Source organism: Mesorhizobium sp. M7A.F.Ca.MR.148.00.0.0, from assembly GCF_003997735.1.
Taxonomy (GTDB): Bacteria; Pseudomonadota; Alphaproteobacteria; order Rhizobiales; family Rhizobiaceae; genus Mesorhizobium.
In genome coordinates this window covers 75,590-87,728 of record NZ_RZTB01000007.1, presented here as the reverse complement: position 1 = coordinate 87,728, position 12,139 = coordinate 75,590, and the positions used below count along the sequence as shown (strand labels likewise).

Sequence of the window (12,139 nt, the reverse complement as noted above, 5' to 3'; positions counted from 1 at the left end):
CGCATGTCGCTGCCCTTTTCGCCGAGGAGATCGTCATCCCGGCTTCCACCGCCGACGCGATCTGGCTGGCGCGCGATCTCGCCCGGCTGATGGACGAGATCGAGACGGAAGGAACGGACTGGGCCAAGCTCACCGATCTGGTGACCGGCAACCTTGCCGGATGGTGGCAGGTGACCCTCGAATTCCTCGGCATCGTCACCGAAGCCTGGCCGAAATTCCTCGCGCAAAGCGACCGCTCCAATCCGGCCGCGCATCGCAGCGCGCTGATCCGCGCCGAGGCGGCGCGGCTGCTGCGCAATCCGCCCGCTGGCCCGGTCATCGCCGCAGGGTCGACCGGCTCGATCCCCGCCACGGCCGAACTGCTTGCCGCCATCGCGCGCCTGCCCGGCGGCGCCATTGTGCTGCCGGGTCTCGACCGAACGCTGGACGAAGCGTCATTCCAGGCGATTGCCGCGCCCGGCGCGCGTCCAGCTGTGCTCGGCCACCCGCAATATGGCCTGGCCAGGCTGATAGGCAAGATCGGCGTATTGCGCGGCGACGTCGAGGAGATTGGCGTGGCCGAACCGCGACTTGCGCTTCGCGCCGCTCTTGTCGGCGAAGCGCTGCGGCCGGCCGAGACCACCGAACTCTGGGCCGAGACACGTGCCGGTTTCCCGGCGTCCCACATTGCCGGCGCCTTCGCCGAGGTGACCTTGCTCGAAGCTGCCAGCGAACGTGATGAAGCCGTCGCCATCGCCGTCGCGCTCAAGCGCGCGGTCGAACAGCCCGGCCAAAGGGCGGCTCTCGTCACCGGCGATCGCGCATTGGCACGGCGCGTTTCGATCGAGCTCCAGCGCTTCGGCGTCGTCGCCGACGATTCCGGTGGCACGCCGCTCGCCAACACCCCGGCGGCCAGCCTGCTCAGGCTGGTGCTCGAGGCGCTGTTCCGGCCAGGCGATCCGGTTGGCCTGCTGTCGCTGCTCAAGCATCCGCTGCTTGGCCTCGGCCTCGAACGGGCCGATGTGCGCCACGCGGCGGAACTGGTCGAACTGGTGGCGCTGCGCGGCGGCACCGGCCGCCCAGACATCGTTTCGCTGCCGGAACTGTTCGAGGCCCGCCTCACCGGCCTGGGTGGCGGCAGCCGGCCCCCCTTCTGGTTTTCCCGGTTGACTGTGCGTGCCATCGAAAACGCGCTGAGTTTGCTTGAACGTCTCAAGCAAGCGCTGGCGCCGCTCGCAGCTTTCCGCGGCCGGGACGATGCCGACCTTGCCGCGCTTGTCAGGGCCAGCGTCGCCACACTCGAAAATCTCGGCCGCACCGCCGACGGTGGTCTTGGCGAGCTCTATGCCGGTGATGCCGGCGAGAAGCTTGCCGAACTGCTGCGCGGGCTGGTCGCGGCTTCGGCGTCGCTGTCCTTCGCGGCGCCCGAGTGGCCCGATATCATGGCGGCGCTGATCGCGCCTGAAACGGTCAAGCCGGCACAAGGCACCGACCGGAACATCGCCATCTGGGGTGCGCTGGAAGCCCGATTGCAAACAGTCGACACGCTGGTCATCGGCGGGCTCAACGAGGGCGTATGGCCGCGCAAGCCCGAGAGCGACCGCTTCATGTCGCGGCTGATGAAGACCGGTATCGACCTCGAACCGCCCGAGCGGCGCATCGGCCTTGCCGCGCATGATTTCCAGATGGCCATGGGCGCTGGGAAAGTGGTGCTGTCCCGCTCGGCGCGCGCCGGCGACGCCCCCGCCGTGCCGTCGCGCTGGCTTCAGCGGCTGCTGACCTTTATCGGCAACGATCAGGCAGCGGAGCTGCGCCGGCGTGGCGACGAACTGCTCGCCTGGGCGCGCGCGCTGGATACAGGCCCAAGGCGGGATTTCGCGCCACGGCCGCAGCCGAAGCCGCCGCTGTCGGTGCGCCCGACGCATTTCTCGGTCACCGAGATCGAGACCCTGCGCCGGGATCCCTACGCTGTCTATGCGAGACGGATCCTTGGACTGATGCCGCTCGATCAGGTCATCCGCGACCCCGGTGCGGCCGAGCGCGGCACGTTGTTTCACGCCATCCTGCACCTGTTCTCAGGCAGCGTCGCCGATCCGGGCACCCCCGATGCGCTTGCCGGCCTTATCGCCGCCGGCCGCGCCTGTTTCGCCGAAGCGGCCCTTCCGGCCGATGTCGAGGCGGTGTGGTGGCCACGTTTCGAGAAACTCGCCGCCAACATCATCGAGTGGGAGCGCACGCGCGCCGATGCAGTGACAAGGCGCCATGCCGAGGAGCGCGCCGGCAAGACTGTCGTCGGCCAATCCGGCGTGACTCTGTCCGGCTACGCCGACCGGGTCGATCTGCTGGCCGGCGGCATGGCCGACATACTGGATTACAAGACCGGTTCCTCGCCGTCCAAGGCGCAGGCGCACACACTGCTTGCGCCGCAACTGGCGTTGGAGGGCGCGCTGCTCAGGCGCGGCGCCTTCAAGGATCTGGGCGCGCGCGAGCCCTCTCAACTGGCCTTCATCAGGCTGAAGCCGAATGGCGAGGTGTTCGAGGAATCCATCCTCGAACACAATCGCCAGCCGCGGACCGCGACCGATCTTGCCGAAGAGGCCTGGGCGCGGCTGGAAAAGCTGTTGATCCACTATGCCGATCCTGCGACGGGTTATCTGTCGCGCGCGCTGCCGTTCCGCGAAGGCGAGACCGATGGCGACTACGACCATCTTGCCCGCGTGCTCGAATGGTCGGCAGGCGGCGATGCCGGCGACGAGGGAGGGGAGGCATGAAAAAGGCCTATCCGATCCCCAGCGACACCGCGACCAGCCAGGCCCGCGCCGCCGATCCCGGCAATTCCGCCTGGGTGTCGGCGAATGCCGGATCCGGCAAGACCCATGTGCTGGCTCAGCGCGTCATCCGGTTGCTGCTGCGCGGCACCGATCCGTCGAAGATCCTGTGCCTGACCTATACGCGCGCCGCCGCCGCCAACATGTCCAACCGGGTGTTCTCGACATTGTCGGAATGGACGACGCTTGGTGACGCGGATCTGGCGGCAAAGGTCGAGGCTCTGGAAGGTCGCCGGCCGGATCTCGAGACCATGCGCCGGGCGCGGCGCCTGTTCGCCGAGGCGCTGGAAACACCCGGCGGGCTGAAGATCCAGACCATCCATGCCTTCTGCGAATCGGTGCTGCACCAGTTTCCGCTGGAGGCCAACATCCCGGCCCATTTCGAGATGCTCGACGGCCAGATGGAGGCCTCGCTGTTTGCCGCGGCGCGCCGCGAGATGATTTCCGGCACATCCGCCGGCGACAGGGATCTGGCCGAGGCTTTTGCCGCCATTCTCGATCGGGGCGGCGAAGCCGGGCTCGACGCCTTGCTGGGTGAGATCGTGCGCAAGCGCGACGGCCTGCGCAATTTCATCGACGCCGTCGGGCGTGGTGACGGCACGCGCTTCCAGGCCTTGTTCGACGAATTCCATTTCCATCCAGGCCAGACGGCCGAGGGCATAGCCGCTTCGGTATGGCCGTTGCCGGGTTTCCTGCCCGACTATTTTGCCGGCTTCGCCCGCGCAGCCGAGGCCACCGACGCCAGATCGGTGCTGAACAACATCCTGCCCTATGCGCGGCAGGCTTTCGCCGAGGGCGAACCCATTCGGCGCCTGCAACTGCTCGCGCGAGCCTTCCTCAAGACCGATGGCGACGCCTACGACCCGGCAAAGGCCTTCAAGAAGGCTCTGGTCGACCGGCTGCCGGATCTGGCGGAGCGCTATCTCTCGGCCGCCAATGCCGTCGTCGAAACCACCGACCGGCTGGCCCTGTTCCGGATGCTGGAGGGTACAAGAGCGGCGCTGACCATCGCCGACTGGCTGATCGCCCGCTACGAAATGCTGAAGCGCAGCCGCGGCTTTCTCGATTTCAACGACCTGATCACCCGCACCGTCAACCTGCTGGCGCGGCCAGACGCCGGCCCATGGGTGCAATACAAGCTCGACCAGGGCATCGATCATATCCTGCTCGACGAAGCGCAGGACACCAGCCCCGACCAATGGGAAGTGGTGAAGCGGCTGGCGGAAGAATTCTTTGCCGGCTTTGGCGCGCGCGACAGGGTCCATCGCACGGTCTTCGCCGTCGGCGACGAGAAGCAGTCGATCTATTCGTTCCAGGGTGCCGCCCCGGACTCCTTCGCCGACAGCCGGCTGTTGTTCGCCGGACGAGTGCGCGACGCCGAGGCGTCCTTTGCCGACCTCAAGCTGACCTGGTCGTTCCGCTCGACCGACGATGTTCTGACCGCGGTCGACCGCGTCTTCGCCGATCCAGCCGTGCGGCGCGGCATCAGCCATGATCCCGATCCGCTGCGCCACCAGGCGATCCGCACCGACGCACCGGGCTATGTCGAGGTTTGGCCGTCAGTCGGCACTGAAGCCGTCGATGAGCCCGACGACTGGACGCAAGCCATCGACCATGCGCACGCGCCGGCGGTGCGCGTGGCCGAGAACGTCGCCGCCACCATCGCCGGCTGGATCGGCAGTGGCGAAATCATCGAAGGCCGCGGCAAGCGGCTGCGGCCGGGCGACGTGCTGGTGCTGGTGCGCAAGCGCGATCGCTTCGTCCATGCGCTGACCCGCGCACTCAAACGCCGCGACATTCCGGTTGCCGGCGCCGACCGGCTGAGCCTGCCAGGTCACATCGCGGTCAAGGACCTGATCGCGCTCGGTCACCTCCTCATCCAGCCGCAGGACGACCTGTCGCTCGCCGCCGTGCTGCGCAGCCCGATCTTCGATCTGCCGGAAGAGACGCTTTTCACGCTCGCCGCGCAGAGGCCGGCTGGCCTGTCGTTGATCGCATCGCTGCGCCAGCACGCCGGTGACAGTGAGCGACTGGCGGCGGTCGTCGCCCGGCTCGATACCTGGGCGAATGAGGCCGCGTTCAAGCCGGTATTCGAGTTCTATGCCGGGCTGCTGGCGCGTGATGGCGTGCGCCGCAAGATGATCGCGCGGCTCGGGCCCGAAGCCGGCGACATCCTCGACGAGTTCCTCAGCTTCTGCCTGGCCGAGGAACGGACCGGTCTGCCGGGGCTTGAAGCCTTCCTGTCGACGCTGGAAAACGCCGGTCCCGAGATCAAGCGCGAGATGGACCAGACCCGCGACGAGGTCCGGGTCATGACCGTGCATGCCGCCAAGGGGCTGGAAGCGCCGGTCGTGTTCCTGGTCGATGGCGGTTCCGCCCCGTTCAGTGACCAGCATCAGCCGCGCCTGATGCCCTTCGATGGCTCCGGCGCGAATTGGGACGGCAAGGGCTATCTCTGGCGCTCTGCCAGGGACGTCGCCAACGGCTTTTCCAAAGCAGCGGCGGCGCGGGCACGGGAACTCGCCGACGACGAATACCGCCGGCTGCTCTATGTCGGCATGACCCGTGCCGAGGACCGGCTGATCGTCTGCGGCTATCACGGCAAGCGAGCGCCGAACGCCGGCACCTGGCATTCGATCGTCAGCCGCGCGTTGATCGGTGCGCCGGAAAGCGAGCAGCGTGCGCATCCCGCCGGCGGCGAGCCGGTGCATCGTTTCCATGTCACCAAGCTGCCGCCGGTCGCACTGGCTTCCGGCGAGCAGGCGCGGCCGACGGATGCTTTCGGACCTCTGCCGGCGACCTTGTTCCGGCCCTTGCCCCCCTTCGAGGATCTGCCGCGCCCGCTGTCGCCATCCGGTGCTGCGGCGCTGATAGACGAAGGCAAGGAAGCTGTGGTCGACAAGGCGTCGCCGGTGCTCGACGCCGATGCCGAGCCGGGCTTTGCGGTGCTGCGCGGGCTTGCCCTGCACAAACTGCTGCAGATGCTGCCCGGCATTGCCGAGCCCGAACGCCAGCGCGCGGCGGAGCGCTATCTCTTGCGAACGGGCGCGGACTGGCCGCCGTCAGAGCGCGAAAAAGCCCTGGCGTCGGTCACATCGATCCTTGCCGACGTCGGCTTCGGTCAGCTGTTTGCACCATCGTCACGTGCCGAGGTCGCGATCATGGGCAGCCTGGAGATCAAGGGCAAAAAGCGCTCGATTTCCGGCAAGATCGACCGTTTGGCGGTGACGCCGGACACGGTATCGATTGTCGACTACAAGACCAACCGGCCGGCGCCCGCCACTCTGGCCGAGGTGCCGCCGGCCTACCTGCTCCAGCTCGCGCTCTATCGCGCCCTGTTGCAGCCGCTCTATCCCGGCCGCACGGTCAAGGCGGCCCTGCTGTTCACCGAGGCGCCGCGGCTGATCGAGCTGCCGGCCGGTGCCATGGACGACGCCCTTGCCCGACTCACGGGAGCGTGACACAACACCTGCTTGAAGAAGGGCGCGATCGCCACCACATTTGGTGGGACAAAAACTTTCAAAAGGATTTTTCCATATGGCAACCGTGAAGGTCGACAAGAGCAACTTCCAGACTGACGTGCTTGATGCCAACGTACCGGTCGTCGTCGATTTCTGGGCGGAATGGTGCGGTCCCTGCAAGATGATCGCGCCGGCGCTCGAAGACATTGCCACCGAACTTGGCGCCAAGGTCAAGATCGCCAAGCTCAACATCGACGAGAATCCGGAGCTTGCCGCCCAGTTCGGCGTGCGCTCGATCCCGACGCTGATGATCTTCAAGGGCGGCGAAATGGCCGACATGAAGGTCGGTGCGGCGCCCAAGACCGCGCTGTCGCACTGGATCAACGGCAATCTCGCCTGATCCATCTGAAATTCATATGACCATCAAGCCCGGCCTCGCGCCGGGCTTTTTGTTGGCGTCATCGGTGCGTGGCTCTGGCTCTCGCGTCCGGCCACTCCATGTCATCTGCTTGAGCCAGACAGGAGAAACCCATGACCGGATCCGCCAAGGCCACCGTCTTCATCGACAATGAGCGCGTTATCGTCACCGAGTACCGCTTTGCGCAGGGCGAAAACACCGGCTGGCATCGCCACGGCCACGACTATGTCGTCGTGCCGCTGATGGACGGCAAGGTGAAGCTGTTGACCAAGGACGGCGAGACCTTCGCCGAAATGAAGAAGGGCGCGCCCTATTTCCGCAAGGAGGGCGTCGAGCACGACGTCATCAACGCCAATGAAGGCGAATACGCCTTTATCGAGATCGAGCTGAAGTAAGCCGTCAGGGCTGGCAGGCGCTTTTCACCAGTCGGCTATGCGGTCGCCGCCGGCGAATTGTGCACTTTTTTCGGTATACTCGAACAGTTCGATCTTCACGTCGTTTGGATCGCGGATCCAGGCCTGAAATGTGTCATCGCAGGCCAGTTTCTTTGAGGTGACGTCGACACCTTTCGACCTGATGTGGGCGATCGCGGCATCAATGTTCTCCACTTCTAGGCAGAAGTGGTTGATCTGGTTCAGGTCGCCATAGCGGGCCTCGTTTTTCCCGAACACCTCGACATGGCTGCCGCCGCCGCAATCGAGGTAGAACCCGAAAATCTTGCCGTCACGCAGGAAATTGAAGCGGGTGTCCATGCCCAGCACGTCGCGATAGAAGCTTCGTGTCGCTTCAAGGTCGTTGGCGAAGATGCAGACATGGGCGAGTTGCTTGACCTTGATCATGACTGGCTCCTCGCAGAAAAATCCTTCAGGTCGGCGGGGTGCCGTTCTCGGCCAGCACCGCGCCGGTCAGATACAACGAACCGCTGATCAGGATGCGTGGCGCCGGGCCGTCCCAGGTGTCGCGCAACAGCATCAGCGCGCTGGCGACGGAACTCACCGGCTCGGCGGTCAGCCCGGCTTCCGTCGCGCGGACCGCCAGTTCGTCGTTTGGCACGCCGGCCTCGCTAAGGCTCACCGGCACCGTGTAGACATGCCGGGCGAGGCCCTTGAAGGCACGGAAATAGCCGCTCTGGTCCTTGGTGTTGATCATGCCCGAGATGAGGAACAGCGGACGCGGGTTCTTCTCTTCCTGCTCGGCCAACGCTTCGGCAACCACCACGCCGGCCCCCGGATTGTGGCCACCGTCGAGCCAGATATCGGCGCCCTTGGGTGCCAGTTCGGCCAGCCGGCCCTGCATCAGCTTCTGCATACGCCCTGGCCAGGCGACATTGATCATCGCCTTTTCGGCGGCGCGATGGCTGATCTCGAAACCGGCCGCCTTGACCGCGGCGATCGCCGCCGCCGCATTGGCGAACTGATGGCGTCCGGGCAGCCTGGGCGGTGGCAGGTCCATCAAGCCGTCTTCGTCCTGGTAGACCATGCGGCCGTTTTCCTCGAAGGCAAGGAAGTCCTGGCCGTAGACGAAGGTGGGGCATTCAAGCCGCTCGGCGGTTTCGATCAGCACCTGCAGCGCCGTTTCGCTCTCCTGCGCGCCGATGACCACCGGACAGCCGGGCTTGATAATACCGGCCTTTTCGGCCGCGATCAGTTCGACACGGTCCCCGAGATAGGCCTCGTGGTCGAGCGACACCGGCATGATCACTGACACGGCCGGCTCCTTGACGACATTGGTCGCGTCGAAGCGGCCGCCGAGCCCGACCTCGATGATGGCGGCGTCGGCCTGGTGTTCGGAAAACAAGAGGAAGGTGACGGCGGTGAGAATCTCGAAGACGGTGATCTTCTCGCCTTCATTGGCTCTGGCCGCACGGGCAATAGCATCGGCGAAAACCCTGTCCTCGACCAGCCTGCCGCCACCATCGGCGGCCAGCCGGTAACGCTCATACCAGTTGACCAGATGCGGCGAGGTGTGGACATGGACGCGGTAGTCCGCGGCCTCGAGCAGGGCGCGCGAAAAGGCGGCGCACGAGCCTTTGCCGTTGGTGCCGGCGATGTGGATGACCGGTGGCAGCCGATCCTGCGGATTGTCAAGCCGCTCCAGCAGCCGCGAAATGCGGTCGAGCGAAAGGTCGAAGCCTTTCGGATGAAGCGCCATCAGGGCTTCGATTTCGCGGTCGGCGGCAAGCGTCGTCATGGCAGAATCCTAGCGCATGAGCCGTGAAAACCAGAATCGGTTTCGGATGGCCATGGCAATCAAAAGCTACAGCGCGCCGAAGCACCCGTGCAATCGCGGTCGCGGCGCTTCGTGTCGCTTCAGGCTTGCGGCCGAGCTTCCGCGGCGACCACCGCCGGGGGCAGGATTTCCGGCTCCAGCGTTTTTTGCTCTTCCGGCAGCTTGAGCAGCATCTTGAGCAGGCGCGCGATCGTTTCACGCATTTCCAGCCTGGATACGACCATGTCGACCATGCCGTGCTCCATCAGATATTCGGAGCGCTGGAAGCCGTCGGGCAATTTCTCGCGGATCGTCTGTTCGATGACGCGCGGTCCGGCAAAGCCGATCAGCGCGCCGGGCTCGGCAATGTGCACGTCGCCCAGCATGGCATAGGAGGCGGTCACGCCGCCCGTGGTCGGGTTGGTCAAAACGACGATGTAGGGCAGGCCGGCTTCCTTCAGCCGGTCGACACCAACCGTTGTCCGCGGCAATTGCATCAGGGACAAAATACCTTCCTGCATGCGCGCGCCACCGGAAGCGGCGAACAGGATCAGCGGCCGCTTGCGCTGCAGGGCCACTTCGAAGCCATGCACGATGGCGTCGCCGGCGGCCATGCCGAGCGAGCCGCCCATGAAGGCGAAATCCTGCACCGTGACCACCACCGGCAGACCCTCGACGGTGCCCAGCGCATTGATGATCGCGTCCTCCAGGCCGGTCTTGGCCTTGGCGTCCTTCAACCGGTCGACATAGCGCTTCTCGTCGCGGAATTTCAGCGGATCCTGCATCACCTTGGGGTTGTCCAGGGTCTCGTATTTGCCGCCATCGAAGAAGAATTTCAGCCGCTCCTTGGCCGAGATCTTCATGTGATGGCCGGAGGACGGAATGACGAACTGGTTGGATTCCAGGTCCTTGTGGAACACCATCTCGCCGGTCTCCGGATCCTTGATCCAGAGGTTCTCGGGCATGTCGGTGCGCCGGCCGAGCATCGAATTGATCTTCGGGCGAACGTAATTGGTGATCCAGTTCATCGCTTCGGCTCCTGTCCTGACGAGGATTGGGAAGAGGTAGGAGAACTATTCGGCAGCAGCAAGGCGGGCCGAGCGCACGCCTTGCGCAAGGCCGCTGACCAGCGTGGCGACGGCTTCGGCCGGATCGGCGGTCTTTTCGCCCTTCGGTCCCAGCACATTGGCAACCGCATTGACGATCGCGGTGCCGACGACGACGCCGTCGGCATTGGCGCCGATCACCCGGGCCTGCTCGGCGGTCTTGACGCCGAAGCCGACGCAGACCGGCAGGTCGGTGTGGCCCTTGATGCGCTTGACCGCCGCCGCCACCTTGCCGGTGTCGGCCAGCGCCGAGCCGGTGATGCCGGTCATCGACACGTAGTAGACGAAGCCCGACGTGTTCTGCAGCACTTTCGGCAGGCGCTTGTCGTCGGTGGTCGGCGTCGCCAGCCGGATGAAGTTGATGCCGGCTTTCAGCGCCGGAATGCACAGTTCCTCGTCCATCTCCGGCGGCAGGTCGACGACGATCAGCCCGTCGATGCCGCTGGCGATCGCGTCCTTGAGGAAGCGGTCGACGCCATAGATGTAGATCGGATTGTAGTAGCCCATCAGCACGATCGGCGTTTCATTGTCACTGGTCCGGAAGTCGGACGCCATCTTCAGCGTCTTGACCAGCGTCTGGCCGCCCTTCAGCGCGCGCAGGCCCGCCGCCTGGATCGCCGGGCCGTCGGCCATCGGATCGGAGAACGGCATGCCGAGCTCGATGATGTCGGCGCCGGCCTTGGGCAGTGCCTTCATAATCGACAGGGAGGTGTCGTAGCCAGGGTCGCCGCCCATGAAATAGGTGACGAGCGCCGGGCGGCCTTCGGCTTTCAGTTTTGCCATACGGCGGTCGATGCGGGTCACCATGTCTGGCCCTTTGGACGAATTTTGCTCATAATCAACTCCCAAATCGAAACTGTCCAAAGGGGCCTAGATCTCCATACCCAGCATCGAGGCCACCGTATGCACGTCCTTGTCGCCACGGCCGGACAGGTTGACGATGACGATCTGGTCCTTGTCCATGGCGGGCACGATCTTCACCGCATGCGCAATGGCATGCGCGGATTCCAGCGCCGGGATGATGCCTTCGACGCGCGTCGTCAGCTTGAAGGCCTCCAGCGCCTCGTCGTCGAGGATCGGCACGTATTCGACGCGGCCTGAATCGCGCAGCCAGGAATGCTCGGGGCCGACGCCGGGATAATCGAGACCGGCCGAGATAGAATGGCCGTCCATGATCTGTCCGTCGGCGTTCTGCAGGAGATAGGTGCGGTTGCCATGCAGCACGCCCGGCGCGCCGGCATTCATCGAGGCGCAATGCTCGATGCCGTCAAGGCCGCGTCCGCCGGCCTCGATGCCGATGATGCGAACCTCTTTGTCGTCGAGGAAGGGATGGAACAGGCCGATGGCGTTCGAACCACCGCCGACAGCGGCGATGATGGTGTCCGGCAGCCGGCCTTCCTGCTCGAGGATCTGCGCCCGCGCTTCGGTGCCGATTACCGACTGGAAGTCGCGCACCAGCTCCGGATAGGGATGCGGGCCGGCGGCGGTGCCGATCAGGTAATAGGTGTCCTCGACATTGGTCACCCAATCGCGCAATGCCTCGTTCATGGCGTCCTTCAGCGTGCCGTGACCAGCGGTCACCGGCCGCACTTCGGCGCCCAGCAGCTTCATGCGGAAGACGTTGGGGCTTTGCCGGGCGACGTCGGTGGCGCCCATATAGACGACGCAGGGGAAGCCGAAGCGGGCCGCGACCGTGGCCGATGCCACGCCATGCTGGCCGGCGCCGGTCTCGGCGATGATGCGCTTCTTGCCCATGCGCTTGGCCAGCAGGATCTGGCCGAGGCAGTTGTTGATCTTGTGCGAACCGGTGTGGTTCAAATCCTCGCGCTTGAAATAGACCTTTGCGCCGCCGAGATGCTTCGTGAGGCCTTCGGCGAAATAGAGCTTCGACGGCCGTCCGGCATAGTGGGTCGACAGGTCAGTCAGCTCGGCCCTGAAATCCGCATCGTTCTTGACCTCGTTCCAGTGCCGCTCCAGATCGAGGATCAGCGGCATCAGCGTTTCGGCAACGAAACGACCGCCGAAAATGCCGAACATGCCCTGTTCGTCGGGTCCGGTGCGGAAGGAATTGGGTGTCGCCGGCTTGTTCATCGCCGATCTCCTGGCATCTTGACTTATGAAGCATGTCCTTGTCGGAAA

Annotated in this window: 9 protein-coding genes; 4 read left to right on the top strand and 5 right to left on the bottom strand. The window is 65.2% G+C overall.

What is annotated here, in order from left to right; all coding sequences use genetic code 11:
• The 4 genes from addB to EOB49_RS04605 all read left to right on the top strand — a co-directional run.
• The coding region (gene addB / locus EOB49_RS04620) for a double-strand break repair protein AddB (RefSeq protein WP_245472476.1) at window positions 1-2,750 on the top strand (2,750 nt) is incomplete at its 5' end.
• On the top strand, window positions 2,747-6,268 hold the full coding sequence (gene addA, locus EOB49_RS04615) for a double-strand break repair helicase AddA (protein WP_127380282.1): 3,522 nt from the start codon (window positions 2,747-2,749) through the stop codon (window positions 6,266-6,268). The genes addB and addA, both read left to right, overlap by 4 nt.
• A gap of 76 nt (window positions 6,269-6,344) precedes the next feature.
• Complete coding sequence (gene trxA / locus EOB49_RS04610) at window positions 6,345-6,668, top strand: thioredoxin (RefSeq protein ID WP_127380281.1); 324 nt, start codon at window positions 6,345-6,347, stop codon at window positions 6,666-6,668.
• A 131-nt stretch (window positions 6,669-6,799) separates the two neighbouring features.
• A complete protein-coding gene (locus tag EOB49_RS04605; protein ID WP_127380280.1) occupies window positions 6,800-7,081 on the top strand; it encodes a cupin domain-containing protein in 282 nt (93 codons plus the stop codon).
• Between the two features lie 24 nt (window positions 7,082-7,105).
• Here EOB49_RS04605 and EOB49_RS04600 read toward each other — a convergent pair whose 3' ends face one another.
• The 5 genes from EOB49_RS04600 to trpB all read right to left on the bottom strand — a co-directional run bounded on the left by EOB49_RS04600 (window position 7,106) and on the right by trpB (window position 12,091).
• Window positions 7,106-7,525: a VOC family protein gene (locus EOB49_RS04600; RefSeq protein WP_127380279.1), complete on the bottom strand. Its 420-nt coding sequence runs from the start codon at window positions 7,523-7,525 to the stop codon at window positions 7,106-7,108.
• A gap of 25 nt (window positions 7,526-7,550) precedes the next feature.
• Window positions 7,551-8,876, bottom strand: coding sequence for a folylpolyglutamate synthase/dihydrofolate synthase family protein (locus EOB49_RS04595; RefSeq protein WP_127380278.1), 1,326 nt, complete (start codon window positions 8,874-8,876; stop codon window positions 7,551-7,553).
• A 119-nt stretch (window positions 8,877-8,995) separates the two neighbouring features.
• Window positions 8,996-9,922 carry an acetyl-CoA carboxylase, carboxyltransferase subunit beta gene (accD, locus tag EOB49_RS04590; RefSeq protein ID WP_013528321.1) on the bottom strand — a complete coding sequence of 309 codons (927 nt, stop codon included), beginning with the start codon at window positions 9,920-9,922 and terminating at the stop codon, window positions 8,996-8,998.
• Window positions 9,923-9,967: 45 nt separating this feature from the next.
• Window positions 9,968-10,807 (bottom strand): tryptophan synthase subunit alpha, encoded by an 840-nt coding sequence (trpA, locus tag EOB49_RS04585; protein ID WP_127380277.1) that lies wholly within the window; start codon window positions 10,805-10,807, stop codon window positions 9,968-9,970.
• 63 nt (window positions 10,808-10,870) lie between these two features.
• On the bottom strand, window positions 10,871-12,091 hold the full coding sequence (gene trpB / locus EOB49_RS04580; protein ID WP_127380276.1) for a tryptophan synthase subunit beta: 1,221 nt from the start codon (window positions 12,089-12,091) through the stop codon (window positions 10,871-10,873).
• Window positions 12,092-12,139 lie beyond the last annotated feature (48 nt).

What these genes read in the sequence shown, in the direction of transcription:
- EOB49_RS04595 (WP_127380278.1), bottom strand. Translation starts at nt 8,876, where the DNA reads ATGACGACGCTTGCCGCCGACCGCGAAATCGAAGCCCTGATGGCGCTT.
- trpB (WP_127380276.1), bottom strand. Translation starts at nt 12,091, where the DNA reads ATGAACAAGCCGGCGACACCCAATTCCTTCCGCACCGGACCCGACGAA.
- trxA (WP_127380281.1), top strand. Translation starts at nt 6,345, where the DNA reads ATGGCAACCGTGAAGGTCGACAAGAGCAACTTCCAGACTGACGTGCTT.
- accD (WP_013528321.1), bottom strand. Translation starts at nt 9,922, where the DNA reads ATGAACTGGATCACCAATTACGTTCGCCCGAAGATCAATTCGATGCTC.
- EOB49_RS04600 (WP_127380279.1), bottom strand. Translation starts at nt 7,525, where the DNA reads ATGATCAAGGTCAAGCAACTCGCCCATGTCTGCATCTTCGCCAACGAC.
- EOB49_RS04605 (WP_127380280.1), top strand. Translation starts at nt 6,800, where the DNA reads ATGACCGGATCCGCCAAGGCCACCGTCTTCATCGACAATGAGCGCGTT.
- addA (WP_127380282.1), top strand. Translation starts at nt 2,747, where the DNA reads ATGAAAAAGGCCTATCCGATCCCCAGCGACACCGCGACCAGCCAGGCC.
- trpA (WP_127380277.1), bottom strand. Translation starts at nt 10,807, where the DNA reads ATGGTGACCCGCATCGACCGCCGTATGGCAAAACTGAAAGCCGAAGGC.